Below are 25,805 nucleotides of genomic sequence, written 5' to 3'. Positions count from 1 at the left end.
CATGGACGATTACGCAGTCCACGGCTGAAGGGGGCCATCTCAATCCGGCCGCGTTCATTCCGGCCGCGGTCTGCGCCGCAGGTCGTGCAGGATTTCGCGCGCGGCGTTGCGGCCGGGCAAGCCGGTGACGCCGCCGCCGGGATGGCTGCCGGAGCCGCACAGGTACAGACCCTTGAACGCGCCGCGGTAGTTGCTCTGGCCGAGCAAGGGGCGCGCGCTGAACATCTGATCCAGCCCGAGCGCACCGTGGAAGATGTCGCCGCCGACCAAGCCCAGCCGCTGCTCAAGATCCATGGGAGAGAGCGCCTCATAGCCGAGCACGCTGCCGGTGAAGTTCGGCGCATAGGTGTTGACCGTGTCGATCATCAGCTTGGCCACGGTGTCGCGGTGCACCTCCCAGCCGCCATCCACCTCGGGGTTCACCTGCTGGCAGAACAGGCTGGCGACGTGCTGGCCCTTCGGTGCCAGGGTGTCGTCGAGGGTCGAAGAAATGACCACTTCGACGATGGGTTGCCGCGCCCAGCCGGGGTTGTGTGCTTTCGACTTGGCATCGAAATAGGCCTGTTCGAAATAGGCCAGCGACGGCCCGATCAGGATCCCGCTCTGGTGGTGCGGCTGCAGTTTCTTGCCCGGCAGCGCGGTGAAGTCCGGCAACTCGGACAGCGCGACGTTCATGCGGAAGGTGCCGGAGCCGCAGCGGTAGCGGCGCATCCGGGTCGCGGTATCGGCATCCAGCGCACCGGGTTCGACCAGTTGCGTGTAGAGCAATTTCGGGTTGACGCCACTGACCACGGTGCGCGCGCGGAATTCGCGACCATCGACAAGCTGGGCACCCACCGCCTTGCCGTCTTCGATGAGCAGGCGTGCTACCTCGGCCCCGGTCTCGATCGCCACCCCGCGCGCTTCGCACTCGGCGCGCATCGCCTGGGTGATCGCCCCCATGCCGCCGATGGCATGGCCCCAGCTGCCCTGCTTGCCGTTGACCTCGCCGAACAGGTGATGCAGCAGCACATAGGCACTGCCCGGCGTGTAGGGACTGGCGAAATTGCCGACCACCGAATCCCAGCCCAGCACGGCTTTCAGGGGTTCGGACTCGAACCAGTCGTCGAGCAATTCACCTGCCGACTTGGTGAACAGATCGAGCAGGTCGCGCCGCCCGCGCATATCCAGCGACTGCAATTGCTTGCCGACCGCGATCGAATGGATCCAGTCGGCCAGCACGAAATGGTCGGACACGTTCGGCGGGGTGCGCTGGATCAACTCGCGCAATACCACCACGATGCGGTCGAGCATCGCGGTGTAGTCGGGGAAACGCTGCGCATCGCGCTTCGACCATTTCGCGATCTCGGGCAAGGTGTGCTCGCCGCCGAAGCGGAAATTACGCCCATTCGGCAGCGGCAGGAAATTGGAATACGGCCGCTCGACGATCCGCAGGCCATGCTCGTGCAGGCGCAGTTCGCGGATCACCTTCGGGTTCAGCAGGCTGACCGTATAGCTCGCCAGTGAATTGCGGAAACCGGGATGGAACTCCTCCGTCACCGCCGCGCCGCCGACGATGGCCCGCCGCTCCAGCACCCGCACCTTCAGCTTCGCCGCCGCGAGGTAGGCCGCGCATACCAGCGCGTTGTGGCCACCGCCGAGGATCAGCACATCATCCGCAGTTTGCACCACGTATGCTCCAGTCAGGTCGCGGGTTGTTCAGTCCCGGCAATTTTCCGCCAATGCGTGCGACTGCGCCACGTTTGCCGGGAGCGCTTGGCCTGGATCAGTCCGCACTCCCCCGGCCATGAACCACGATAATGCCCGCCATCCTGCCTGGACATGCGCCGGCGATAAGTCGCTTTGACTACAACCAGCCCTTCTGCCGCGCCAGCCGATAGGCTTCGATGCGATTGCCCACACCCAGTTTTCCGATCGCTTCGGACAGGTAATTGCGCACGGTGCCGTGCGAGAGGTTGAGCCTGTCCGCGATCTCACCTGCCGACAGGCCTTCGCCGGCCAGCCGCAACGCCTGGCGCTCGCGATCGGTCAATGGATCGGCCTCGCCCCAGGCCTCCATCGCCAGCTGCGGATCGACCGACCGGCCGCCGCGGTGCACCTGGCGAATGGCGGCAGCCAGCTGTTCGGCCGGCGCATCCTTGAGCAGGTAGCCGCGCACGCCAGCCTCCAACGCGCGGCGCAGGAAGCCGGCGCGGGCGAAGGTGGTGATGATCACCACCTTGATCGGCAATTCGTGTCGGACGATGCGCTGGGCCAATTCCAGCCCGGTCAGGCCGGGCATCTCGATGTCGGTCAACAGCACATCGGGCTTGAGCCGTTGCAGCTCGCGCCAGGCGGTTTCGCCGTCACCCACGTTGGCCACCACGTCGAGGTCAGACTCCATCCCCAGCAGCGCCGTCAACGCACCGCGCAGCATGGCCTGGTCTTCGGCGAGCAGCAGGCGGATCATCCCTGCGCCTTGGTCTGGGCGGCGCCCGGAAATCCGCCCGCCGTGGGCACCGCGCGCAGGGGCAGCAGCGGCTCCTGCCAGCTCAGCGGCACCCGCACCCGCAGCGTAGTGCCGGCATTGCGCGGCGACTCGACGCTGAGGGTGCCACCCAGCGCCCGCACGCGATCGCGCATGCCGGACAGGCCATTGCCGTCCTCCGTGACGCCGCCGCAGCCGTTGTCACTGATGCGCAATTGCACGGCTTTGTCTTCGCGGACGAATTCCACCTGCGCCTGCGCGGCCCCGGCGTGACGGCCGATATTGGTGACCGCCTCGCGCAGCACCAGCGCCAGCCCGCGCTCCACGTCCGGCGGCAAGCCCGCCGGTGTCGGGCCGTAGTCCAATTGCACCCCGGCCGATTCCAGCATCAGCTTTGCCGACGCCAGCTCCGCGGCAAGGTCGGTGGCCCGGATCCCGGTGACGGCGCTGCGCACCTGCGCCAGCGCGTCGCGCGCCACCGCCTCGGCTTCCTCCAGCTCGCGCCGCGATGTCGCCGGGTCACGTTCGAACAGTTTGCGCGCCAGTTCGAGTTTCAAGGTGATCAACGACAGGGTGTGGCCCAGCAGGTCGTGCAGGTCGCGGCCGATGCGCTCGCGCTCGGCGGTGGCGGCAAGCTTGCGCACCTCTTCCTGTGACAACGCCAGTGCGGCATCTTTCTCCTGACTGACGTTCTCGACATTGACGATGATCCCGATCACCAGGGTCATGGCCGGCACCCACAGCCACAGCTCGCGGGGATAGCCCAGCCACGTCGCAACGCCCACGTAGACCAGGTTCATCGCCAGCAATTGCAGGATGTATTTCCCCAGCGCCAGCCGGTGCACCGTGATGCGCAGCATCACGCAACCGAACACGAAGTAGCTCAGGCCCGAGGGGTACCAGCGCAACAGCAGCAGGCTCATCACCGCCATGCCAATGGCGTAGCGCCATGCGGTTCGACGCGACGCCAGCAAGGTCTTTGCGTACAGCCAAAGGAAGGTGGGGTAGGACACCACGGTCAAGCCAGCCCACAACCGGGTGTAGTGGCCATCACCCATCAGCGGCGTCAGGAACACCCACAGCGACCACAGCAAGTGCACGCCATCGGTCCACGGCGATTTGCCGCGCCGGATCGCAGCGGCGACCGACGAATCCGGTGCGGGCATGAAATGGCGACGTAGCCAAACGGGGATCATCATCCGCGCATCCTAAGCCAAGCGATCAACCGTAGCGCCGCAGGCGGCGTGCGGCGATCCACAGGAAGCCGACGGTGAAGCCCAGCAGGACCAGCACATGCGGCAGGCGCGCACCCATGTCGAAGCCAACCGCCGACAAGGCCAGCGCGTTCAAGTGATAGCTGGGCCAGATCGGTGCCAGCTGTTGCAGGAAGGCCGGCATCATCTTCAGCGGGAACCACAGCCCGGACAGGAAGGCCATTGGCAGGTAGACCATGTTGAGCAGGCCCGGGGCGCCTTGGCCTTTCAGCAAGGTGCCCACCCACAGGCCCAGGGCACAAAACGGCAGCACGCCGAGCGCATCGACCACAAGCAGTTCCACGCCTTGTGCACCGGTGAGCGGCGCATGCGCAACGCCCAGCGCCAGTGCCAGCAGCAGCGCACCGACCACGCTGGCAACGAGCACCGCCATCAGCATCTTGCCGACCAGATAGGCACCCGGCGGCATCGGCAGCGCACGTTTGAGGGCGAGCAGGCCGCTGCCGCGCTCGAGCGCCAGCGACACGCCGAAACCGAACAGGCCCGGCGCCATCACCCCGAAGCTGCTGTAGCTGGCCAGCATGTAGCGGGCGGCCTCACTGTTGCCGTGATTGAGCACGAGTCCGAACATCACGAAGAACACGTTCGGGAACAGGATGATCGGCAGCAGGAAGCCGGGTTCGCGCAGGTAGCGCAGGATCTCGCTGCGCGCTTCCTGCAGGTAGGCGCCGATGACACGGCGGCGCGGCATGGCGGCGGTCATGGCGTTCATCAGGCGGCTTCCTGCAGGTCGAGGTCGTCATCACGGGTCAGCTCGGTGAAGGCTTCGGCCAAGCCCGCGGCACGCACTTCCAGTTGCGCCAGCGTGGCGTCCTGCGCCAGCAGGCGCCGTACCAGCAGTTCGGCATGTTCGGTGGACAGGCACAGGCGCTCCCCATCACTGCGCGCCTCGGCCACTTCCGGCCAGCGCGTCACCTCGGCCAGCGGCAAGGCGGTGGCACACCACACCCGCTTCATGCCGATGCGCGCACGCAAGGCCTCCACGCTGCCTTCGCTGATCACCCTGCCGCGCGCCATCACGCAGACGCGGTCGGCCAAGGCTTCGGCCTCTTCCAGATAGTGCGTGGTCAGCACCACGCCATTGCCTTCGGCCACCAGATGGCGGATCGCGGCCCACAATTTTTGCCGCGCCTCGATGTCCATGCCCACGGTGGGCTCATCGAGGAACAGCAGGCTGGGCCGCCCGCACAGCGCCAATGCAAACTGCACGCGGCGCTGCTGGCCGCCGGAGAGCTTGCCGTAATGGCGGTTCAGCAAATCCGACACACCCGCCAGCTCGGCACTTTCGGTCACGCTGCGCGGATTGGGGTAGTAGCTGGCCGTCAGCCGGATCAATTCACCCACCTTCAAGGTCAGCGGCAGTTTTGCGTCCTGCAGCATCACGCCGATGTGGCGGCGCGCCATGATGTCCTGCGGATCGCGCCCGAACAGCTCCACCCCGCCGGCATCGGCACGGATCAAGCCCAGCAGCAAGCCAATCGCGGTGGTCTTGCCGGCCCCGTTCGGCCCCAGCAAGGCCAGCAATTCGCCTGCGCGCAATTCCAGATCGATGCCGTGCAGGGCCTCGACCGCGCCATAGCGTTTACGCACACCATTCAATCGCGCCAGTACATGTTTCATCGCTTGCATGGGTAACACTCCGCGGAGATCGGCGCCCATGCTCACCGCGCGTCGACGACACGTCAGTGCACGCCCATCAGCCGAATCAGATGACACCCGTCACCTGACGGCGGTCCTCTCCATCCGTAACCTGCCGGCACCATGACGCTCGCCCCATCACGCGCCCCATCACTCGTCCCATTGATCGTGGATCGCCCAAGGCATGTCGCCGCCCTGTCAAGTAAACTTGACAGGGCGTGCCGGATACGCGAGGGTGCCCACGCGCCATCGCGAAGGCCCCAATGCGCACGCTCCCCCTGACCGATTCCACGAGCTTCCTGCCTCCATGAACTCCAACGCCGACCTGCTCAAATCCCTGAAGATCGACCGCAACGCCGCGCCGCCGCCGGAGTCACGCAAGGGCTTGTGGATCGGGCTGGCGGTCTTCGCGGTCTTCGTCCTTGCGGTCGCCGGGGGGGTCGCCCTGCGGGGCGGCAAGGGCATCGAGGTGCGGGTTGCGCCGGTGACGGCGATTGGCGGCGGCAGCTCGTCCGGCGCGGCCGTACTCGATGCCACCGGCTATCTGGTGGCACGACGGATGGCCACGGTCTCGGCCAAGGTCACCGGCAAAGTCCGCGATGTGTTGATCGAGGAAGGCCAGCGGGTCGAGGAAGGCCAGATTCTCGCCCACCTCGATCCCGTCGATGCCGATGCGCAGCGTTCCCTGTCGGCCGCGCAATTGGGTGCAGCGCAGAGCCAGATCGCCGGCGTCGCCGCCCAGCTCAAGCAGGCCGATGCCGATGCCAACCGGCTGGGCGCGCTGGTGCGCCAGCAATTGGTTTCGCGCGCGCAGTACGACCAAGCCATCGCCGCCCGCGATGCCCTGCGTGCGCAACTGGTGACCGCCCAGCGCAATGCGCAGGTGGCACGCGATGGCTTGCGGATCGCCGACCACGGCGTCGACAACACCATCGTGCGCGCACCGTTCGCCGGCGTGATCATCGCCAAGGCGGCGCAGCCGGGCGAAATCGTTTCGCCGCTGTCGGCGGGCGGCGGCTTCACCCGCACCGGTATCGGCACCATCGTCGACATGAGTTCGCTGGAAGTCGAGGTCGAAGTCGGCGAGTCCTACATCAGCCGGGTCAAGCCGGGCATGCGCACCGAGACCGTGCTCAATGCCTATCAGGATTGGAAAATCCCGGGCAAGGTCATCGCGATCATCCCGACCGCCGACCGCGGCAAGGCGACGGTGAAGGTGCGCGTCAGCCTCGGCGCGCTCGGCGATCCGCGGCTGGTGCCGGAGATGGGCGCACGGGTGAGCTTCCTCGACGAGGCCAAGCCGGCGCAGGCCAATACCCACCCGGGCGTGCTGGTTCCCGCCAATGCCATCGTCGAACGCGGCGGCAAGTCGGTGGCCTTCGTGCTGACCGGCGACACCGTTTCGATGCGGACACTGCAACTCGGCCGCACCTTGGGCGATGACCGCGAAGTGGTGTCCGGCCTGTCGTCCAGCGACCAGGTCGTGCTCGATCCACCCGAACAGCTTGCCGACGGCGCCCGCGTCCACATCGCACCCGAATCCACCGAAGCCGACACCGGCAACGAATGACCGCCGTCACCCCCGCGAACGCGGGAATGACGAAGCAACCAAGACGCGACACACCAGAGGAAATCCGACCCATGACTACCCTCGTCAGTATCCGCAGCCTGCACAAGACCTACCAGCGTGGCCCGGAAAAAGTGGACGTGCTGCGCGGCATCGACCTCGACATCGCCAAAGGGGATTTCGTCGCCCTGATGGGCCCCTCCGGCTCGGGCAAGACCACCCTGCTGAACCTGATCGGCGGACTCGATTCGCCAAGTGCCGGCAGCATTGAAGTCGCCGGCCAGCACATCGAGACACTCGGCTCCGGCCAGCTCGCGCAATGGCGCAGCAACCACGTCGGCTTCGTGTTCCAGTTCTACAACCTGATGCCGACCCTGACCGCGCAGAAGAACGTCGAACTGCCGCTGCTGCTGACCAGGCTGTCGGCGGCGCAACGCAGGCAGAATGCGGCGGTTGCGCTGCAACTGGTGGGCCTGGGGGATCGCGGCAAGCATCGCCCGAACGAACTCTCCGGCGGCCAGCAGCAGCGCGTGGCGATCGCCCGCGCGATCGTCTCCGACCCGACCTTGCTGATCTGCGACGAACCCACCGGCGATCTTGACCGTGCCTCGGCGGAGGAGATCCTCGGCCTGCTGCAGACGCTCAATCGTGAGCACGGCAAGACCATAGTGATGGTGACCCACGACCCCAAGGCCGCCGAGTACGCCAGCCACACCCTGCACCTCGACAAGGGCGTGCTGGTCGAACAGGCAGCGCACGCGATTTAAGCCCCTCTCCCCCCGGGAGAGGGGTTGGGGTGAGGGTTCGTTGACGAGCCACTCCCCGATCCCGAACTCCTATCCGGCGCTCCGCGCCAGCTTCCCGTGAGTGGGAAGGACAAGCTGGAGGCACCATGAAATATTTCCATCTGGTCTGGGCCGCGCTGGTGCGCAGCAAGACCCGCACCCTGCTCACCCTGATGTCGGTGGTGGCTGCGTTCCTGCTGTTCGGCATGCTGGATTCGGTGCGCGTCGCCTTCAATTCCGGCGGCAGCGTTGCCGGCGCCAACCGCATGGTGACGATGTCACGCCTGTCGATCACCCAGATGCTGCCCTACAGCCTCGACCAGCAGATCCACGCGGTGCCCGGGGTGAAGCAGGCGGCCTATGCCGCGTGGTTCGGCGGCATCTACCGCGACCCGAAGAATTTCTTCGCCAATTTCAGCGTCAGCCCGAACTACCTCGACCTGTACCCGGAGTTCAAGCTGCCGGAGGCGCAGCGCAAGGCCTGGCAGGCCGACCGCCAAGGCGCGATCGTCGGCGAAGCGCTGGCCCGGCAGTTCGGCTGGAAGATCGGCGACACCATCCCGCTGCAGGCCACGATCTTCCCGACCCACGGCAGCAACGACTGGAGCTTCACCCTGCGCGGCATCTACCACGTCGACGATCCGAAGATGAAGGCGCAGGAGCGCGTGCTGTTCTTCCATTGGACCTATTTCGACGAGGCCAATGACTATGTGAAGGGCCGGGTGGGCTGGTGGATCGTGCAACCCGACAAGACCGCCTCGGCCGATGCGGTGGCGCGCGCCATCGACCGGCTCAGCGAGAACTCCGACCACGAGACCAAGACCCAAAGCGAAGCCGCGTTCAACCAGTCGTTCGCCAAGCAATTCGCCGATATCGGCTTGATTGTTTCCGCGATCATGGGGGCGGTGTTCTTCACCCTGCTGCTGCTCACCGGCAACACCATGGCGCAGGCCGTGCGCGAGCGCATCCCGGAACTTGCGGTGCTCAAAACGATTGGCTTCTCCAACCGCAGCGTGCTGTGGCTGGTGCTGGCGGAATCGGTGCTACTGGTGGTGTTGGGCGGGACCCTGGGCATGCTGCTGGCCGCTGCCATCGTGCCCGCGGTCGGTGCCGCCAGTGGCGGCATGATCGCCCTGCCCGGCCTGCTGCCGCAGACCTGGGGAATGGGTTTGGCCCTGATGGTCGGCATCGGCCTGCTGGTGGGCGTGCTGCCTGCCCTGCGCGGGATGCGCCTGAACATCGTTGATGCGCTGGCTGGGCGCTGAGGAGAACACCATGCAACGTCTCAAGGGATTCCTGTTCGGCCTGCTCACCGTCCTGGCGCTGGTCATCATGCTGGTCGCGTGGATCGTCGCGCCTTGGTATGTCGTCCTCGGTCTGGCCGTCGTCATCGCGCTGTGGCTGTCGCTGACCCGAAGCGGCCGGCTGGCGCGCGAAGCCGCGAAGATCGGCATCGCCAGCCTGCCGCAACGCTGGGGCGCGTCGCTGGTGATCGTGATCGGGATTGCCGGCGTGGTCGGCGTGCTGGTGGCGATGCTGGCGATGGGCGAAGGCTTCAAGGCCACGCTCGACCAGACCGGCAGCACCGACAGCGCGATCATCCTGCGCGCCGGCTCGCAGGCGGAAACCAATTCCGTGATCACCCGCGACCAGGTGCCACTGATTTCCGCGCTGCCGGGCATCGCACAGGGAGCGGACGGCAAGCCGCTGGCGTCGCCGGAGTTGTCGCAGGTGGTGAACCTGCCGACCACGGCCGACGGGACCGATGCCAACGTGCAATTCCGCGGGATCGGCCCCGAAGGCTGGGCGATCCGCCCGAACGTGCGCATCATCGAGGGCCGTCGCTTCAACCCCGGCCTGCGCGAGTTGGTGGTCGGCAAGGGCGCGCTGCGGCAATTCCGTGGCCTCGCCGTGGGCCGCCAGTTGAAACTCGCGAACCAGATGTGGACCGTGGTCGGCGTGTTCGAGGCCAAGGATTCGCACGACTCCGAACTGTGGACCGATGCCGACGTGCTCGGCCCCGCCTACCAGCGCCAGGCCTTCCAGTCGATGACGGTGAAGCTGGACGGCAAGGCCGGGTTCAAGCAACTGAAGGCGGCGCTGGCCGCCGATCCGAGGCTCAAGCTCGATGTCGATACCACCCGCGACTACTACGGCAAACAATCGGAAGGCCTGACCACGCTGATCAGGATCCTCGGCAGCGTGATCGGCGCGATCATGGCGATCGGCGCGGTGTTCGGCGCGCTCAACAGCATGTACGCGGCGGTGGCCGGGCGTGCGCGTGAAATCGCCACCTTGCGCGCACTCGGCTTCCGCGGCCTGCCGGTGGTGACCGCGGTGATGCTGGAAACCATGCTGCTGGCGCTGCTGGGCGGCCTGCTTGGCGCCATCATCGCCTGGACCGTGTTCAACGGCTACACCGTCAGCACCCTCGGGCAGAACTTCAGCCAGGTGGTGTTCCAGTTCAAGGTCAGTCCGGAACTGGCCTGGACCGGGCTGAAATGGGCGCTGGGGATTGGTTTGGTGGGTGGTTTGTTCCCGGCATTGCGTGCGGCACGACTGCCGGTGACCGAGGCGCTGCGCGCGGCAGGTTGATTCAGGCCGGCGGAATCAGGCAGGCACAGGCCCGCTTCGGCGGGCCCGCAGCAAACCCTCCAGCGCGTACAGCGCCAGCGCGACCCAGATGAAGGCGAAGCCGATCGCGCGGTCACGGTCGAACGGTTCGCGCATCACCAGCACGCCGATCAGCAGTTGCAGGGTCGGCGAGATGTATTGCAGCAGGCCCACCAGTGAAAACGGAATGCGCTGCACCGCCGCGGCAAATCCGATCAGGGGCAAGGCGGTGAGCACGCCGCCGAACACCAGCAGGCCGGTGATGCCAACATCCCAGGCTGGCGCGGCCGCATGGGCGAACAGATGGCTCTGCCCGTTGGCCTCGGCCCAACCGAGGAACAGCAGCGCCGGCAACAGCAGGTACAGGCTTTCCACGCCCAGCCCACGCACCGGCGGAGCGCCGAGCAATTTGCGCAGCAGGCCATAGGTCCCGAACGAGATCGCCAGCGCCAGCGCGATCCACGGGAAGCGGCCGTAGTTGAAGGTCAGCCAGAGCACGCCGAGCGCAGCGATGAGCACCGCCGTCCATTGCACGCGATTGAGGCGTTCGCGCAGCACGACCACGCCGAGGATCACGTTGAACAACGGGTTGATGAAATAGCCGAGCGCGGATTCGACCACATGGCCGGCGTTCACCGCCCAGATGTACAGGCCCCAGTTGAAGGCGATCAGCACGCCACTGATGGCGAGCATCGAGGCCGCACGCGGCCGCGCCAGCGTCTCGCGCAGCCAGCCACGCCCGTACTTGAATGTCAGCCATGCCGACACCAACAGCGCGCTCCAGACCACCCGATGCGCCATGATCTGCATCGCGGGCACCTGTTTGAGCAGGTGCCAGTACAAGGGCATCACGCCCCAGGCGACGTAGGACGCCACCGCAATCCACATGCCGCCACGATCCAGCCGGTCGGTGCTCATGCGGCTTTGGCCCGGACCACCTTGGCGAGGTTGATCGCCACCACGCCGGACAGGATCACGCCCATCGCCAGCAACTCGTGCAAGCCAAAGCGCTCATGCGCCAGCAATGCGCCCAGCAGCACCGCGATTGCCGGATTGACGTAGGCATAGCTGGTCGCCAGCGCCGGGCGCACGTGATGCAGCAGCCAGACGTAGGCCGAGAATCCGGCCAGCGAACCCAGCACCACCAGATACCAGAATGCGACGATGCCCTGCGCACTGGGCAGGCCATCGAAACGCTCGCCAACACCGAGGCCAACACCGCACATCAACGCGCCACCGCAGAGCATCTGTCCGGCCGCAGCCATGAACGGCGAAGGCAGATCGCGGCCGCGACTCCAGATCGAACCGAACGACCACGCCAGTGAAGCGCCCAACAGCGCCGCCAGTCCCAGCGGCGTGCCGGTGAAACCCCCGCCCGCGCTGAGCCAGAGCACGCCAAGGAAGCCGATGATCAACCCCGTCCACTCCATCGCGGTCGGTCGCTCACCACGCAGCGCGGCGAACACGCCCATCCACAACGCCGACGAGGACACGATCACCGCGGTCATTCCCGACGACACCGACAGCTCGCCGTAATTGACCAGACCATTGCCACAGCCCAGCAGCAAGGCACCCATCACCGCGAGGTTGCGCCACTGCGCGCGGCTGGGTGTCGGCACCCCGCGCCAGCGCAGGTAAGCGAACAGCAGGCCACCGGCGACCACGAAGCGGATGCCGCCGAGCAGGAACGGCGGGAAGCCTCCCTCCAGCGCAAAGCGAATCGCGAGGTAGGTCGACCCCCAAATCAGGTACAGCGAGCCCAGCGCCAAGGCAACGCCGGAGGCGGGCGCCGCGCGGGTTGCTGCCGTGGATGTGGAGGAGGTTGCCATCGTGTGCCCATCGAACGAAAGCGGGTGCCGATGGCACCCGCTTGGTCACGCCTGATCAATCGGAATGTTTCGTGTTCAGTCAGTCCAGCGTCCTGCCGCGTTGTGGGTCTGCGGCAGTACCTGCGCAGCCAGCCGGCTGTTCTGGCCCAGCAGACTGACGGTGTCGGACAGGATCGCTGCCGATTCGCGCAACAGTGGGTCGGTGGCCTTGCGCGCCGCTTCGGTGCGCGCCACGTCTTCGGCCGCGTTGCGCTCGTCCGCCGTGAGGCCATCGTCTGACCGCCCTTCCAACAGGGGGTCGCGGGTGATCCCGAGGCGTGCACGGATCTCGGCGCGCTGCTTGCGCTGGGCGTCGAAGCGATCCCGTTCGGCGCGGCGTTCTGCTTCGTTGAGGGAGATCGTTTTTTTCGCCTGCTCCTGGCGGAACTGCCGAACGTCCTCGATCCACCACTGGTATTCCACGTCACGCGCCGAGCGTGCTTCATGGCGAGTCCGCAATGACGCCAGCAGGTTGGGCATGAAATTGCCATAGCGCACGTGTGGCGAGGCCACGATCCGGCTCCACGGCAGCGCATTCGGATAAGTGCTCTCGCCGTACTCGTTGGCATCCACGCTGACCGGGAAGCTCACGTCCGGCACCACGCCCTTGTTCTGGGTGCTGCTGCCGTCGGGCCGGAAGAACTGGGCAATGGTCAGTTTGAGTTCGCCGAAGTTGGCATCATCCTTGGAGGGCCAGCGGTCGAGGTCGAGCATGGTTTGCACCGTGCCCTTGCCGAAACTGGTCTCGCCGATGATCAGGCCACGTCCATAGTCCTGGATGGCACCGGCGACGATCTCGGATGCCGAGGCCGAGCCACGATTGATCAGCACTGCAAGTGGGCCATCCCAGGCCACACCGCTGTTGCGGTCGTGCTGCACGGTCACCTTGCCGCCCGCCTCACGCACCTGCACCACCGGGCCCTGGTCAATGAACAGGCCGGTCAACTCCACCGCCTCGTTGAGCGAACCACCACCGTTCCCGCGCAAATCCAGGACCACGCCGTCGACCCTCTGGTTGCGGAAGTCGGCCAGCATTCTGGCAATGTCGCGGGTTGCCGACGCGTAGTTGGCATCACCGCGCCGGCGCGCTTCGAAGTCTTGGTAGAACCCAGGCAGCTTGATCACGCCGATCTTACGCGCCGGCGCATCCGCGCTGGCCGGGACAACGATGGTCTCGGCATGGGCGCGGGCATCCTCGATGCGCACCCGCGCCCGCGACAACAGGATTTCCACCGGCTTGCTGTCCAGCGGCGCTTCGGCCGGGACCACGTCAAGCCGAACCTGGGTGCCAGACTTGCCACGGATCAACTGCACGACATCATCGGTACGCCAGCCGATGACGTCCTTCATTTCACCTCTCGGACCCTGCGCGACGCCGACGATGCGGTCGCCGGACTTGATCCGGCCACTGCGCGCAGCCGGTCCGCCGGGCACCAATTCGCGCACGACGATGACGTCGTCCTGACGGAACAGCACGGCGCCGATACCCTCGAGCGAATTGGACATCGTGATCGCAAAATTGGCCGCGCTGCGCGGATTCATGTACTCGGTGTGCGGATCGATGGACTCCGCATAGGCATTCATGAAGGTCTGGAAGACGTCGTCGCCCTTGAGTTCGTTGACGCTGTCGAGCATGTTGGCGTAGCGCCGGTCAAGGGTCTTGCGGATCTCGTCCGGCTTCTTGCCAGCGAGTTTGAGCCGCAACCAGTCGTTCATCACCGACTTCCGCCACAGCGCATCCAGTCCGGCCGCGTCGGCCCACGGCGCATCCTTGCGGTCATAGGCGTAGCTTTCGTTGCCGCTGAAATCGAATTCACCCTTCAGCAGGTTGCGCGCATAGGCCACCCGTTGGCGGACCCGATCCCGATACACAGCGAAGATCGCCCAGGCCGGTTCCACCTGCCCACTGCGGATCGCATCGCCCAGCGTTCCGACATACGGCCGGAACCCGTCCACGTCCTGGGCGGTGAGGAAGTACTTGTTCGGATCCAGTGACTTCAGGTATCCATCGAAGATCTGCCTTGACAACGCGGCGTCCAGCGCACGCGGCCGGTAGGCATACCGGCTGTCCGACAGCAGCCCATAGACCATCCGCGAAGTGGTCTCCTGCGCCGCGCTCGGACCGTTGCCAACGTCCGATTCCTGACCGGAAGCACTTCCAGCAGTGGTCAGTGCCAGCGGCAAGGCAAGAGCCAAACCAAGCATCAAGGAACGCAAGGACCGTGAATCGAAGTGGATCATCGTGTCTCCGCGACGCAGGGCGCCGCTGCCAAGGGATCGTGGAAAATTGCAACAGATGCAGGCGCCCGGCCAGTGCCGGAAGTCCGCACCCTCTTCGTGCCTTCACTGTAGCTTGCGCGCATCAACGAATGTGAACGCTGGCCATGTCCCGGGGCCACCCGCCGTCCCCAGGTGGCGGCAAGCCCGGACTTCAGCGGCCCCATCAGACAGGCACCTCCGGGGGCGTCTCGGCTTTCCGCCATGCCAGCCCGAACTGACGCGACAACTGATCCACCAGCACCGGTTTCACCACGTCCAGCGAAGTCGGGCCTCCGATGTCCTGCAGCGCCACCACCTGCAGCCCGGCATAGCCACAGGGGTTGATGCGCGCAAACGGTGGCGTGCTCTCGCCGGTGATGTTGAAGGCAAGACCGTGGAAGGCACAGCCGCGGCGGACCCGGATGCCGAGCGCGGCGATCTTGGCATCGCCCACGTAGACCCCGGGCGCACCGGCACGCCGAACGCCAACCACATTCCATTCCGCGAGGGTGTCGATGACGGCCTGTTCGATCTTGCAGACGTAATCACGCACCCCGATCTTCAGACGTTTCAAATCGAGCAAGGGATAGGCGACGATCTGGCCGGGGCCGTGGTAGGTCACCTGGCCGCCGCGATCGACATGGATGACGGGGATATCGCCCGCCATCAGCACATGCTCGGGTTTCCCGGCCTGGCCGAGGGTGAACACCGGCTCGTGCTCGACCAGCCACAACTCGTCGACTGTGTCCGCATCACGCGCATCGGTGAAGGCCTGCATCGCATGCCAGACCGGCGCATAGGCTTGGTAGCCGAGATCACGCAGGACGGCAGGGCGAGGGTTCCGGACTGTCATGCGTTCGCCGGCATTCCCCCGCGCACCGGCGAGCAGGCATACGGGGCTCACAGCGTCCACTTCACTTCCGGGTGTTCGCGCAGCGCGCGGTGGGCACGCTCGTAATCTTCGCGCGAGGCGGCGCGGAAGCAGATACGCACGGAGACATAGTTGCCGTTGGCGGAATACCGCCAGTTGACGGTTTCGTGCAGGACCTCGATGCCGGCCGCCAGCAGGTGCCGCGGCAGTTCGGATTCAAGCTGCCTGTCGGCACGGCCCATCGCCGACAGCTCGAAGACGCCGGGGAACTGGAAGCCGTGCTCGGGACTGTCGGAATGGATGTTGTTCATGCCAGGAAAATGGGGATGGCCCGCGCTTCAGGCAAGCACCTGTCCGCGCATGCCGCCACCGCGATCAGCTTTCCCACCACATCAGCAGGTCGTGCCAGAGGCGCTTGAAGAAGCCCGCTTCCTCCACCGCAGCCAGCGCCACCAGCGGCGCCTGCGCAACCACCCGGCCGTCCAGCATCACCTTGACCGTGCCGATCCGCTGGCCTTTTGCTATCGGGGCGATGAGCGAACGCGGCAGGTCCATGCTGGCCTTGAGTTGCGCGTACTTGCCACGCTGCGCAGTCACCAGCAGTGGTGCCGCAACGCCAACCCGGACCAAGTCGGCCTCGCCCTTCCATACCTTCGGCGTCGCCAGCGGACGATTGGCTTCGTAGAGTCGGTGCGTTTCGTAGAAGCGGAAGCCCCAGTTGAGCAGGGCCAACGAATCCACCGCGCGCTGGTTCTCGCTGGTGTCCCCCAGCACCACGGTGATCAGGCGCTGGTCACCGCGCTGGGCCGAGGCCATCAGGCAATAACCAGCGTTCGCGGTGTGTCCGGTCTTGATGCCATCCACGGAAGGATCGCGCCACAGCAGCAGGTTGCGGTTGGGCTGGGTGATCGGGCCGACGGTGAATTCCTTGATCCTGTTGTAGGCGTAGGCTTCCGGGAAATCATGGATCAGCGCACGCCCGAGCAAGGCCAGGTCGCGCGCGGTGCTGACGTGGCCCTGCGCCGAGAGCCCATGCGGATTGACGAAGTGCGAGCGGGCCATGCCGATCCTCTTCGCATAGGCATTCATCAGCTGTGCGAAGGCCTCTTCGCTGCCGGCGGCGTGTTCGGCCAGCGCGATCGCGGCATCATTGCCCGACTGCACCACCATGCCGATCTCCATCTGCTCCAGCGGGGCAGTCTTGTTGACCTCGAATCCGCTGTAGCTGCCATCGGTGCCCGCGCCGCCTGCGCGCCAGGCGTGCTCGCTCATCATGACCGGATCATTGCGATGGATCTTGCCGGCGGCGATCTCGGCTGCGAGCACATAGCTGGTCATCACCTTGGTGATGCTTGCCGGCTCGAGTTGGGCATCGATGTTCTCGCCTGCAAGGATTTCCCCGGTCTGGTAATCCATGACCAGCCAGGCCTTGCTGGACTTGGGTGCCGGTGCGGCGGGGATCGGCAGGCTGTCGCTGAGCGCCGCGGGGGCGGTCGCTGGCGGCGACTGGGCAAAACCGGGAGCGGGCAGCAGGCCTGCTCCAATAACGAGGCCGGCGCTGGCCAGCACGATCAACGACAGCGAACGCAACCGCATCCGGGAATTCTCCTCAGGGGGCCGGGGACAGACCGGCAGGTACGACGAACGGAAGGCCTATTCTAGTGATGGTTGCAGCGAATCCGGGCTGAATCTCCTCGGATCGCTCCGACCGCTGACTGCAGCAGGAAGCCAAAACGCCATGCGTCCCTGCCGGCGGGGACACGTGCCCACCATGGCTCAGTCGATCACGCGCTGCGGTCGACCCATGCCTAGACCTTCGATCCGGGACGCAAGTTCCGACACGGACTCCGGCTCGACCGGCCCCACCCGCAGCCGCCAGACTTGGCGGCCCCCCACCTCTGCGACCAGCAGCCGGGCCTGCGTGACCGCCGCGTGCTGCAACACCGACAACGCCTGTCGGGCGTTGTCCTCGTTGCTGAAGCTGGCGACCTGGAGCACGACGGCATCGCTTCCGCTCGTAGGCAACGGCGCAGCGGGTGACGTCACGCCGGTCGCGACGGTTGCCGGTCCGGAGGCTTGCGTGGTCGCAGCATGGGCGACGGAGCCAGTCTGGACTGCGGCGGCGGGAGCCGAGGCCAACGCGACTCCGGCAACCGCTGGTGGCGCGTCAGGCCGTGATTCGGTGACAGCAGGCGTGGATCGCACCGACTCTGGTCGGCCGGTGGCCACACGGATGCCGCGCGTGGCCATCCAAGCGTCGAATTCGCCGGCGGTCATGTTGCGTCCGCCCTGCTGCATGTAAAACCGATTTCCGTTGGCAGCAGCGGTGGGTGCAGGGGCAGCACGCGGTGCCTGGGATGCGGCCGGCAAAGGACCTGCGGCGGCGGCACCCCGTGCCCCCGGGGGCATGGGGGGAGGGGATGTCGCACCTGTTGCCGACGCCTGCGGCAACCCAGCCACCAAACGATCCATCCCGCTCGGCGTTGCCAGCGTTTCCGCGCGTGCCGCCTCGACGCTCTCCCCATCCTCGGGCGTCAGTGCTTCCACCCGCACCCGCGCGGTGCCGCGTTCGCGATAGCCGAGCTTGACCGCGGCGGCATAGCTCAAGTCGATGATCCGGTTGGCATGGAACGGTCCGCGGTCATTGACCCGCACGATGACCGAACGGCCGTTGGCGAGATTGGTCACCCGAACGTAACTTGGCAGCGGCAGGGTGCGGTGCGCCGCGGTGAAGGCGTACATGTCGTACACCTCCGAACTGGAGGTGCGACGACCGTGGAACTTCCTGCCGTAGTAGGAGGCATTGCCTTCCTCGACATAGCCTTCGGCATCGTCCAACACCCGATATTTCCTGCCAAGGACGACGTAGTCGCGGTTGCCCGTGCGCGCCCGCGGTTCGTCGCGTACCACCGGTTCGGGAATCGCGTCGACATCGGGGATGTCGGTCGGCACGGTGTCCGGCACGCCCGGCTGGAACAAACCACCTGCCACATAATCACCGCGCTTGGTCGGGTCTTCCTGGGCTGGCGCATACGGCGACGTCCGGAGCGCCTCTGGCGGCGCTGTCGCCGCGGCGTCCGGCACGTTCGGGGCCGGTGCAGGAGCCGGGGCGGATGCCGTCCGGTTGCCGGTCGTGGCGCAGGCCGCCAGCACCAGCGGCAGCGTGGCCAGCAGCAGCCGGCGCAAGCTCACCCGGCGTCTCCGCTGCGGCCGGCGATCAGTTCGGACAGTTGGTAGACCGCGGTCGCGTAGTGGCGCGAGATGTTGTAGGTGGTGATCGCCTTGAAGTCGTTGAAGACGATCCAGTATTCGGGTCCGGCGGCACCGTCGAGGGTGATCAGGGTCAGCGGCGTGGCCGGCGCCAAGGTCACCGGACTCGCCGGTCGATAATCCAACGCGGCCAGCCCCGCCAGGGTCTGGTCCAAGGTGACGGCGTTGCCCGGATTGACGAAATCCTGCGCGTCGGCACCACGGACGGCACGCACCATCACCAGCCCACCACGCTGCCACTGTCCCTTTTGCGCAAAGTAGTTGGCCACCGACGCGAACACGTCATCGAGGTCATTGAACAGGTCGCGCTTGCCATCGCCATCACCATCGACCGCGAATTGGCGATAGCTCGACGGCATGAACTGGCCCCAACCCATCGCGCCGGCATAGCTGCCCTTGAGGCTGGTGATGTCGAGGTGTTCTTCCTTGCCCAGCGCAAACAATTGCGCCAACTCATCGCGGAAGAACGCTTCCCGTCGATCCTCGTAGGCGAGCTTGGCCGGATCGCCGCTGCGCGGATAGGCGAAGGCCAGCGTGTACAAGGCATCCACTACCGGATAGCTGCCCTTGTTGCCGCCGTAACCGGTTTCCACGCCGAGGATGGCGGCGATGATTTCCTTCGGCACGCCGTATTTGTCTTCGGCGCGTTGCAGATCTTCGCGATGGGCGGCGAGGAAAGCGCGTCCGGCGTCGATCCGCGCAGGCTGCAGGAAGATCGGGCGATAGTCGCGCCACGGCTTGGCTTCAGCCGGACGCGACATCGCCTTGATGATGGAATCGCGAATCTGCGCGCCCGCGAGAACCACCTCGATCTGTGCCGCCGGAATGCCAAAGCGCTGTGAGGTATTGCGGATGAACTCCGCGCGCGCGGCGTCCAATTCACGGATGTGCATGCTGGCTGCAGGGGGCTGCTGGGTTCCGGCAACTGCGGGCGCGGTGGCCACAGGAGGCGAGATTCCCCGCGCCGCAGCCACGGGGGCCGGCTTGGGCGGGGGCGCGGCGCACGCAACCAACGCGAGCGCAGCGACACAGGGCAGGGCGCGGCGGATCATCCGCGCGCAGGGTAGCACGCAGCGGGCGGTTCGTAAGACTGCTGCATTCAGGTTCCGGCTTCCCGGAAGCCTCAACCGCGCTGCCCGGGGCGCCGCGACTTGAGCGCCATCACCAAGCCGAATCCCAGCAGCAAGGTGACTGCCGAGGTGCCGCCGTAGCTGAGCAGTGGCATCGGCACGCCCACCACCGGCAGCAGGCCGGAGATCATGCCGCCGTTGACCACCACATAGGCAAACAACGACAGCCCGATCGTGCCGGCAGCCAGACGCGAAAAGGGATCGCGGGCGTCCATCGCAATCCACAGGCAGCGTGCAACGACAAACAGGTACAGCGCCAGCACGAAGGCGACGCCCAGCCAACCAAATTCTTCCGACAGCACCGAGAACGCGAAATCGGTGGTGTGTTCGGGCAGATAGTTCAGGTGCGACTGGGTGCCCTGCCCCCAACCCTTCCCGGTCAAGCCGCCGCCACCGATCGCGATCTGCGATTGCAGGATGTTCCAGCCAGCACCCATCGGGTCGTTGTCCGGGTCACGGAAGGTCAGGATGCGGTTCTGCTGGTAGGGGCGCAGGAAGGAGAACCACTCGATCGGCGCCAGCATCACCAGCGCAAACAGGCTGCCGCCCATCGCGGCACCACTGCACCACCACCACCATGAGGTGCCGGCAAGAAACAACACGAACACGCCGGTGGCCAGGATCAGGACCGCAGTGCCAAGGTCGCGCTGCAGCAGGGTCAGGCCGACCGGCAACGCGATGATCGCCAGCGCCTTGAGCAAGACCGTGAACCGTGGCGGAAGCGCATGGCGATTGAAATGCCAGGCCAGCATCAGCGGCAGGCTGAGCTTGCACAGTTCGGCTGGCTGGACGTTGAAGAAGCCAAGTTTGATCCAGTGGTTGCCGTACTTGCCGCCACCGATGAACAGCACCAGCACCATCGGGACCAGCGACAGCAGGAACAGCGCCGGGGTCGCCTGCTTGAGCAGGTGCGACGGCGTCCGCGACGCCAGCCACAGCGCCACCGTGCCGATGCAGTAGAACGCACCTTGCATGGCGACGCCACGCAACGATTCGCCGCTGGCGCTGTACTGGGTCACCAGACCAACCCCCATCAATGCCAGCAAGGCCGCCAGCAACGGCAGGTCGAGGCTGCGCGCCACGCGTTCGAAGACATCCGTGAACAGCCGCAGCAGAAGCTTCATCGCACGTCCTCCGGCGACGGCCCTGGCAGTGCGTCCGGGCTACCTTGGACTCCGGAGAAATCCGGGCGATCCACCCGCACCTCCGCCGCCCCCGGCTGCGCGGGCTCCACCGGTTTGCCGACCAGCCAGGCATCAAACACCTTGCGCGCGATCGGTGCCGCCGTCGAAGCGCCGTAGCCACCACCTTCGATCGACACCGCAATTGCTATACGCGGCGCATCGGCCGGCGCGAAGGCGATGAACAACGCGCGATGGCGCAGGTGCATCGGCAGGCTGCGCGGATTGATCGCCGCCGCACCGCGGCGGCTGACCACCTGCGCGGTGCCGGTCTTGCCGGCGATCAGATAGGTCAGGCCAGGGCGAATATTGGTGGCGGTGCCGTACCCGTGGACGGTATCGATCATGCCCTCGCGCACCGCTTGCAAGTGCGCCGGATTGGTACTCATGCGTTCGGCCGGACGCACCGGTGCGCGCTGCCATGGGGCATCGAACCGATCGCGGGTGTCGATGACCAGATGCGGAGTGCGCAGCCAGCCGGTGGCCAGCCCTCCGGTGGCCTTCACCAGTTGCAGTGGCGTCACCTTCCAGAACCCCTGGCCGATCCCGGTGATGACCGTATCCCCGGGATACCACCTGCCCTGGCTGGGTGCGTTCTTCGCCTTCCACGCTGGCGAAGGCAGGATGCCCCCGGTTTCGCCGGCAAGATCCACCCCAGTCGGACGACCGAACCCATAGCGCCCCAGGTAGTCATCGACACGGCCAATGCCCATGTCCAGCGCCAGCTTGTAGTAGTAGGTATTGACCGACTGCGAGATCGACTTGCGCAAATCGGTCCAACCGTGGCCACCGCGATGGGAATCACCATACCCGCGCCGTTGCCCGGGCAAGAAGAACATTCCGGTCGACAGGGTCCGGTCCTCGGGTCGACGCACGCCGCTGTCGAGGCCAGCAAGGCCAAGGATCGGCTTGATTGTCGATCCGGGTGCGACGCCGCCGAGAACGACGCGGTTGAACTGCGGACGCGAGGGATTGTCGTTGAGCGCCTTGAAATCGGCGTGGCTGATGCCGTTGACGAACAGGTTCGGATCGAAGCTGGGCAGGCTGACCATGGCCAGGATCTCACCGGTGCGTGGATCGATCGCCACCGCCGAGCCTTCCAGATCACCAAAGGCCTCGGTCATCGCCCGCTGCAGGTCAATGTCGATCGACAACTTCAGATCGGTGCCCGCCACGGCCGGCACGATGCCCAACGTGCGTACCGTGCGTCCGGCAACATTGGTCTCCATTCGCCGATAGCCGGGGCGCCCGCGCAGCTGCGTCTCGTAGTAGCGCTCGATCCCGGTCTTGCCGGCGTGGGTGAAGACGCCTGCCACATCCCCCATTTCAGACTGATCGCGTTCATCGACGCGCCCGACATAGCCAACCACGTGCGCCAGCAATGCACCATAGGGATACACGCGCTCAAGATAGGGCACCAGTTCGACGCCGGGCAGGCGCCAACGGTCGACCACGAATCTCGCCGCCTCCGCATCGGAAATCCGCAGCTTGATCGTCACCGGGCGGAACGGCCGGCTAGCACGGTAGTCGCTGAGGAAGCGACGCTGCTGCTCGGGATCAAGTTGAACCACGCCGCGCAGCCTGGCCAACAGCACCACTCCGTCTCCGGCGCGTTCCGGGGTTGCCTCCAAGCGCCATGCGGCGACGTTGTCGGCTAGGATCTTGCCGTTGCGGTCATAGATCAGTCCGCGCGCGGGTGCCACAGGGACCAGTCGCATCCGGTTGGCTTCCGAACGGGTCGCGAAGGTGTCGTGCTCCAGCACCTGCAGCTTGAAATACCAGCCGGCCAAGGCCAGCAGGCCGAGCGCGGCGATCAGGAATCCCACCAGAGCTCGATTGCGGAACAACGCTGCCTCGGCAGCCTGGTCCCGCATCGGGCGCGCGCCGCGGACCATGCCTCAGGCCCTCCGGCGCAAGCGCACGAGGTCCATCATGAGGTGCAGCGGAGGCCACAGCAACAGACCGACCAACGGCGCCAACCACGCTTCCCACGGCGGTGGCGGGACACCCAAAACGAGGTGGACCGCAGACACGACCACCTTGTCATTGAACAGCAGGATGCCCATCGAAAGCGCCTGCTGTGACATCGGGAAGAAGCGCATGCGCGCACGGAAGCGTTCGATGATGAACGCAAGGATCACCAATCGCAGCGCCTGTTCGCCAAGCAGGCTGCCGTAGGCAAGATCGCCCGCCAGACCCACTGCAAACGCCACCCCGGGACCAACCCGCTCCGGCGCCTCCAGCAGCCAGTACGCCAGCACCAAGGCCAGCCAGTAAGGCCGCAGCGGCTGCAACACGCCGGGCAACGGCAACAGCTCCAGCAGGATCGCCAGCAGCAGGCTGACCGGGAGCACCCAGCCGTTGCGCAACCGGGTCATGGCGTGCGTCCTTGCTGGCCTGATGCAGTCGCAGTTGCAGGCACCCCGGCCACCGTGGCAACCGGCGGGCTTTCCGGCGCACGGTAGCCGCGCAGCAGGAGCACGTCGAGTCCTCGATCGAATTGCGCCGCCGGAATCACATCGCCCTCGAGGAACGCATGGGCCTCGCCCACGTGCAACGCGCCGATCCGCCCCACGGCGAGTCCCGGGGGGAACCGTCCGCCCAATCCCGACGTGAGCAGCTCATCACCCACCCGCACGTCGGCGGAGCGTGGGACATCGCCCACCTTCAGCTCGTTGCTGCGACCGACGCCATAGACGACCAGCCGCACCCCGGAACGTGCCACCAGCACCGGCACCGCGTGGTCCGGATCGGTCAGCAACAGCACGGTCGCGGTCGTGGCCGTGGTTGCAATGACCTGCCCCATCAGCCCACCGGCATCGATCACGGTCTGCCCGGAATGCACCCCGCTGCTGCTCCCGAGATCCAGCAACAGGCGCTGGCGGGTCGGATCCTGGTCGATGTCGATGACGGCTGCCAGCTGGACGTCGAGCCGCCGCCGTTGCGCGGTATCCAGCAGCCCGCGCAAGCGGTCGTTCTCGGCAGCCGCCGTGCGCAGGCGCGCATAGCGCGCGGAAGCGAGCAGCAGCTCGTGGCGCAGGCGTTCGTTGTCCCGCGCCAACTGCACGCGGGTGGTGGCGTTTTCGCTCAGCGCGGTCCCGATCCGCGCCGGTTGCCCCGCCAGCCACCACAGTGGCTGCACCAGCGCCTCGGCCCGGGCACGGGTGGCGTGCAGCCAACCACCGCGATGATCGAGCACCATCAGGGCAACGGCCAGGATGATGAAGGCCAGCAGCCGCAGCACGCCGGCGACTTCGCCGGGACGGACTGAGGAAGTGCTGGCGGGACTGGGCACGGCAGTGGCTCAGCAGGGCGGTTGAATGGACATGACTTTCGACAGTTTGGCCCAGGACCGGAAGGACTTTACAACGCAGCTGCCGAGCCGTTGAGAGCGAAGCCGGATCGGGTGCAGGCGGAGCACAGCAACCGCAGTTGACTGCTGCTCAATGACAATTGCGCGCACCGCATGCGCCCGAGCCAGGCGAGCGCAGCCGGCTCAATCAGGCGCAAAGAACTCGTTGCCGTGCATGTCCACCAACTCCAGTGCCCGCCCGCCGCCGCGCGCGACGCAGGTCAGCGGATCGTCGGCCACCTGCACGTGCAAACCCGTCTCCACGCTGATCAGCTTGTCCAGATCGCGCAGCAGTGCGCCGCCGCCGGTGAGCACGATGCCACGCTCGGCGACGTCGGCGCACAATTCCGGCGGGGTCTGCTCCAGCGCCAGCCGGATCGCCGACACGATGCCGGCCAGCGGCTCGCGCAGCGCTTCGAGCACTTCATTGGAATTGATCGAGATGATCTTGGGCACGCCCTCGGCCAAGTGGCGGCCGGAGATCTCGATTTCGCGGACGTTGTCCTGCTTGTAGGCGTTGCCCAGTTCCAGCTTGATCCGCTCGGCAGTGGCATCGCCGATCAGCATGCCGTGGTGGCGACGCACATACGCAATGATCGCCTCGTCGAAACGGTCTCCGCCGATCCGCACCGACTGCGAGTAAACGATGCCGTTGAGTGCGATCACCGCCACTTCGGTGGTGCCGCCGCCGATGTCGACCACCATCGAGCCGCGCGCCTCGGTCACCGGCATGCCGGCACCGATCGCCGCCGCCATCGGCTCCTCGATCAGGTAGACCTCGCGCGCGCCGGCTTCTTCCGCCGATTCCTTGATCGCGCGGCGCTCGACCTGGGTGCTGCCCGCCGGCACGCACACCAGCACCCGCGGGCTGGGCCGCAGCACGCGGCTCTTGTGCACCTTGCGGATGAAGTATTTGAGCATCTCCTCGGTGTAGCTGAAGTCGGCGATCACGCCATCCTTCATCGGTCGCACCGTGGTCATGTGGCCGGGCGTGCGGCCCAGCATCTGCTTGGCCTCGCTGCCCACCGCCGCGACCGAACGGCCACCGCCGCCGCGGTCCTGGCGCACCGCGACCACCGACGGCTCGTTGAGGACGATGCCCTGGCCGCGGACGTAGATGAGGGTGTTGGCGGTGCCGAGGTCGATCGACAGGTCGCTGGAAAAGTAGCCCCGAAGGAACTTGAACATGAACGCGTGCGCCGGATAGGGGGAAGGCGAGGGGGAATGCGCAGAATGCGCGGGCAGCGGGCGGGCGGGCCGCCGCACTGCCAAAGACCGGGTAGCGTAGCAACCGCCGGGGTTGCGGGCAAGGAACAGCCTCTTCCAATGACCGATGAGCTTGGGCAGGGCGGGCACCGAGTGCGTACCGGTTCAAGCCGCCATCTCCGTGCCGTGCAAGCACCTGGCCGGATCGGCGGTTCGTCGCATGCCCAGGCGGCTCAACTCGGTGCGGCTCAACTCGGCGGGTGTCCTCGATTCCGTGCTCCTCGCGATAAACGGAAGCATTCAGGGCGGGCCAGCCTGCAGCGG

At 66.3% G+C, this 25,805-nt stretch carries 21 protein-coding genes and 1 pseudogene; 4 read left to right on the top strand and 18 right to left on the bottom strand.

Annotation, left to right across the window (positions count from 1 at the left end; genetic code table 11):
- Positions 1-54: 54 nt before the first annotated feature.
- From IT472_RS02060 to IT472_RS02040, 5 genes are all read right to left on the bottom strand, one after another.
- On the bottom strand, positions 55-1,668 hold the full coding sequence (locus IT472_RS02060) for an NAD(P)/FAD-dependent oxidoreductase (RefSeq protein WP_297177625.1): 1,614 nt from the start codon (positions 1,666-1,668) through the stop codon (positions 55-57).
- Between the two features lie 178 nt (positions 1,669-1,846).
- Complete coding sequence (locus tag IT472_RS02055; RefSeq protein WP_297177622.1) at positions 1,847-2,449, bottom strand: response regulator transcription factor; 603 nt, start codon at positions 2,447-2,449, stop codon at positions 1,847-1,849.
- On the bottom strand, positions 2,446-3,663 hold the full coding sequence (locus tag IT472_RS02050; RefSeq protein WP_297177792.1) for a sensor histidine kinase: 1,218 nt from the start codon (positions 3,661-3,663) through the stop codon (positions 2,446-2,448). Before IT472_RS02050 ends, IT472_RS02055 begins: the two co-directional genes overlap by 4 nt.
- A gap of 25 nt (positions 3,664-3,688) precedes the next feature.
- The gene (locus IT472_RS02045) at positions 3,689-4,453 is read right to left on the bottom strand and encodes an ABC transporter permease (RefSeq protein WP_297177619.1); all 765 of its coding nucleotides are present in this window, start codon (positions 4,451-4,453) and stop codon (positions 3,689-3,691) included.
- Positions 4,453-5,370, bottom strand: a complete 918-nt coding sequence (locus tag IT472_RS02040) for an ABC transporter ATP-binding protein (RefSeq protein ID WP_297177616.1) — start codon at positions 5,368-5,370, stop codon at positions 4,453-4,455. The genes IT472_RS02045 and IT472_RS02040 overlap by 1 nt, the downstream gene beginning before the upstream one ends.
- A 316-nt stretch (positions 5,371-5,686) precedes the next feature.
- On the opposite strand from IT472_RS02040, the gene IT472_RS02035 reads away from it, so the two are divergent.
- The 4 genes from IT472_RS02035 (at position 5,687) to IT472_RS02020 (ending at position 10,326) form a co-directional block, all read left to right on the top strand.
- Positions 5,687-6,949, top strand: a complete 1,263-nt coding sequence (locus IT472_RS02035; protein ID WP_297177613.1) for an efflux RND transporter periplasmic adaptor subunit — start codon at positions 5,687-5,689, stop codon at positions 6,947-6,949.
- Between the two features lie 71 nt (positions 6,950-7,020).
- A complete protein-coding gene (locus tag IT472_RS02030; protein ID WP_297177611.1) occupies positions 7,021-7,713 on the top strand; it encodes an ABC transporter ATP-binding protein in 693 nt (230 codons plus the stop codon).
- Between the two features lie 125 nt (positions 7,714-7,838).
- A complete protein-coding gene (locus IT472_RS02025) occupies positions 7,839-8,996 on the top strand; it encodes an ABC transporter permease (protein WP_297177608.1) in 1,158 nt (385 codons plus the stop codon).
- Positions 8,997-9,006: 10 nt separating this feature from the next.
- On the top strand, positions 9,007-10,326 hold the full coding sequence (locus tag IT472_RS02020) for an ABC transporter permease (RefSeq protein ID WP_297177605.1): 1,320 nt from the start codon (positions 9,007-9,009) through the stop codon (positions 10,324-10,326).
- A 15-nt stretch (positions 10,327-10,341) separates the two neighbouring features.
- Here the strand turns inward: IT472_RS02020 and rarD are convergent, their stop codons facing one another.
- The 13 genes and pseudogenes from rarD to IT472_RS01955 form a co-directional block, all read right to left on the bottom strand.
- A complete protein-coding gene (gene rarD, locus IT472_RS02015) occupies positions 10,342-11,262 on the bottom strand; it encodes an EamA family transporter RarD (protein ID WP_297177602.1) in 921 nt (306 codons plus the stop codon).
- A complete protein-coding gene (gene yedA, locus IT472_RS02010; protein ID WP_297177599.1) occupies positions 11,259-12,173 on the bottom strand; it encodes a drug/metabolite exporter YedA in 915 nt (304 codons plus the stop codon). Before yedA ends, rarD begins: the two co-directional genes overlap by 4 nt.
- Positions 12,174-12,248: 75 nt before the next feature.
- Positions 12,249-14,453 carry a carboxy terminal-processing peptidase gene (locus IT472_RS02005; protein WP_297177596.1) on the bottom strand — a complete coding sequence of 735 codons (2,205 nt, stop codon included), beginning with the start codon at positions 14,451-14,453 and terminating at the stop codon, positions 12,249-12,251.
- Positions 14,454-14,655: 202 nt separating this feature from the next.
- Positions 14,656-15,324, bottom strand: a complete 669-nt coding sequence (gene lipB / locus IT472_RS02000) for a lipoyl(octanoyl) transferase LipB (RefSeq protein WP_297177593.1) — start codon at positions 15,322-15,324, stop codon at positions 14,656-14,658.
- Between the two features lie 47 nt (positions 15,325-15,371).
- Positions 15,372-15,653 (bottom strand): DUF493 family protein, encoded by a 282-nt coding sequence (locus tag IT472_RS01995; RefSeq protein ID WP_297177590.1) that lies wholly within the window; start codon positions 15,651-15,653, stop codon positions 15,372-15,374.
- Positions 15,654-15,717: 64 nt separating this feature from the next.
- Positions 15,718-16,938, bottom strand: a complete 1,221-nt coding sequence (locus IT472_RS01990) for a D-alanyl-D-alanine carboxypeptidase family protein (RefSeq protein WP_297177587.1) — start codon at positions 16,936-16,938, stop codon at positions 15,718-15,720.
- Between the two features lie 180 nt (positions 16,939-17,118).
- Positions 17,119-18,534, bottom strand: coding sequence for a septal ring lytic transglycosylase RlpA family protein (locus IT472_RS01985; protein ID WP_297177584.1), 1,416 nt, complete (start codon positions 18,532-18,534; stop codon positions 17,119-17,121).
- Positions 18,531-19,664, bottom strand: a complete 1,134-nt coding sequence (mltB, locus tag IT472_RS01980) for a lytic murein transglycosylase B (protein ID WP_297177581.1) — start codon at positions 19,662-19,664, stop codon at positions 18,531-18,533. Before mltB ends, IT472_RS01985 begins: the two co-directional genes overlap by 4 nt.
- A gap of 71 nt (positions 19,665-19,735) precedes the next feature.
- Entirely contained in the window at positions 19,736-20,866 is a 1,131-nt protein-coding gene (rodA, locus tag IT472_RS01975; protein WP_297177578.1) for a rod shape-determining protein RodA, read from the bottom strand.
- A gap of 65 nt (positions 20,867-20,931) precedes the next feature.
- Positions 20,932-22,818: pseudogene (mrdA, locus tag IT472_RS01970) on the bottom strand (penicillin-binding protein 2); the annotation flags it as partial.
- Positions 22,819-22,821: 3 nt separating this feature from the next.
- Positions 22,822-23,301 carry a rod shape-determining protein MreD gene (mreD, locus tag IT472_RS01965; protein WP_297177575.1) on the bottom strand — a complete coding sequence of 160 codons (480 nt, stop codon included), beginning with the start codon at positions 23,299-23,301 and terminating at the stop codon, positions 22,822-22,824.
- Complete coding sequence (gene mreC / locus IT472_RS01960) at positions 23,298-24,218, bottom strand: rod shape-determining protein MreC (RefSeq protein ID WP_343231798.1); 921 nt, start codon at positions 24,216-24,218, stop codon at positions 23,298-23,300. The genes mreD and mreC overlap by 4 nt, the downstream gene beginning before the upstream one ends.
- 201 nt (positions 24,219-24,419) lie before the next feature.
- Positions 24,420-25,463 carry a rod shape-determining protein gene (locus IT472_RS01955; protein ID WP_297177572.1) on the bottom strand — a complete coding sequence of 348 codons (1,044 nt, stop codon included), beginning with the start codon at positions 25,461-25,463 and terminating at the stop codon, positions 24,420-24,422.
- Between the last annotated feature and the right edge of the window lie 342 nt (positions 25,464-25,805).

The sequence above is a fragment of the Thermomonas sp. genome (genome assembly GCF_020850895.1).
GTDB lineage: Bacteria > Pseudomonadota > Gammaproteobacteria > Xanthomonadales > Xanthomonadaceae > Thermomonas.
Note: the sequence above shows the minus strand (reverse complement) of the source record. Positions and strands in the feature narration are given on the sequence as shown.

Excerpts from the sequence above, each read along its gene's own strand:
- IT472_RS01995 (WP_297177590.1), bottom strand. The coding sequence starts at position 15,653 with ATGAACAACATCCATTCCGACAGTCCCGAGCACGGCTTCCAGTTCCCC.
- IT472_RS01955 (WP_297177572.1), bottom strand. The coding sequence starts at position 25,463 with ATGTTCAAGTTCCTTCGGGGCTACTTTTCCAGCGACCTGTCGATCGAC.
- IT472_RS01990 (WP_297177587.1), bottom strand. The coding sequence starts at position 16,938 with ATGCGGTTGCGTTCGCTGTCGTTGATCGTGCTGGCCAGCGCCGGCCTC.
- mreD (WP_297177575.1), bottom strand. The coding sequence starts at position 23,301 with ATGACCCGGTTGCGCAACGGCTGGGTGCTCCCGGTCAGCCTGCTGCTG.
- IT472_RS02020 (WP_297177605.1), top strand. The coding sequence starts at position 9,007 with ATGCAACGTCTCAAGGGATTCCTGTTCGGCCTGCTCACCGTCCTGGCG.
- IT472_RS02050 (WP_297177792.1), bottom strand. The coding sequence starts at position 3,663 with ATGATCCCCGTTTGGCTACGTCGCCATTTCATGCCCGCACCGGATTCG.
- IT472_RS02030 (WP_297177611.1), top strand. The coding sequence starts at position 7,021 with ATGACTACCCTCGTCAGTATCCGCAGCCTGCACAAGACCTACCAGCGT.
- rodA (WP_297177578.1), bottom strand. The coding sequence starts at position 20,866 with ATGAAGCTTCTGCTGCGGCTGTTCACGGATGTCTTCGAACGCGTGGCG.
- yedA (WP_297177599.1), bottom strand. The coding sequence starts at position 12,173 with ATGGCAACCTCCTCCACATCCACGGCAGCAACCCGCGCGGCGCCCGCC.
- mltB (WP_297177581.1), bottom strand. The coding sequence starts at position 19,664 with ATGATCCGCCGCGCCCTGCCCTGTGTCGCTGCGCTCGCGTTGGTTGCG.
- IT472_RS02005 (WP_297177596.1), bottom strand. The coding sequence starts at position 14,453 with ATGATCCACTTCGATTCACGGTCCTTGCGTTCCTTGATGCTTGGTTTG.
- IT472_RS02040 (WP_297177616.1), bottom strand. The coding sequence starts at position 5,370 with ATGCAAGCGATGAAACATGTACTGGCGCGATTGAATGGTGTGCGTAAA.
- IT472_RS02035 (WP_297177613.1), top strand. The coding sequence starts at position 5,687 with ATGAACTCCAACGCCGACCTGCTCAAATCCCTGAAGATCGACCGCAAC.
- lipB (WP_297177593.1), bottom strand. The coding sequence starts at position 15,324 with ATGACAGTCCGGAACCCTCGCCCTGCCGTCCTGCGTGATCTCGGCTAC.
- IT472_RS02055 (WP_297177622.1), bottom strand. The coding sequence starts at position 2,449 with ATGATCCGCCTGCTGCTCGCCGAAGACCAGGCCATGCTGCGCGGTGCG.
- IT472_RS02045 (WP_297177619.1), bottom strand. The coding sequence starts at position 4,453 with ATGAACGCCATGACCGCCGCCATGCCGCGCCGCCGTGTCATCGGCGCC.
- rarD (WP_297177602.1), bottom strand. The coding sequence starts at position 11,262 with ATGAGCACCGACCGGCTGGATCGTGGCGGCATGTGGATTGCGGTGGCG.
- IT472_RS02025 (WP_297177608.1), top strand. The coding sequence starts at position 7,839 with ATGAAATATTTCCATCTGGTCTGGGCCGCGCTGGTGCGCAGCAAGACC.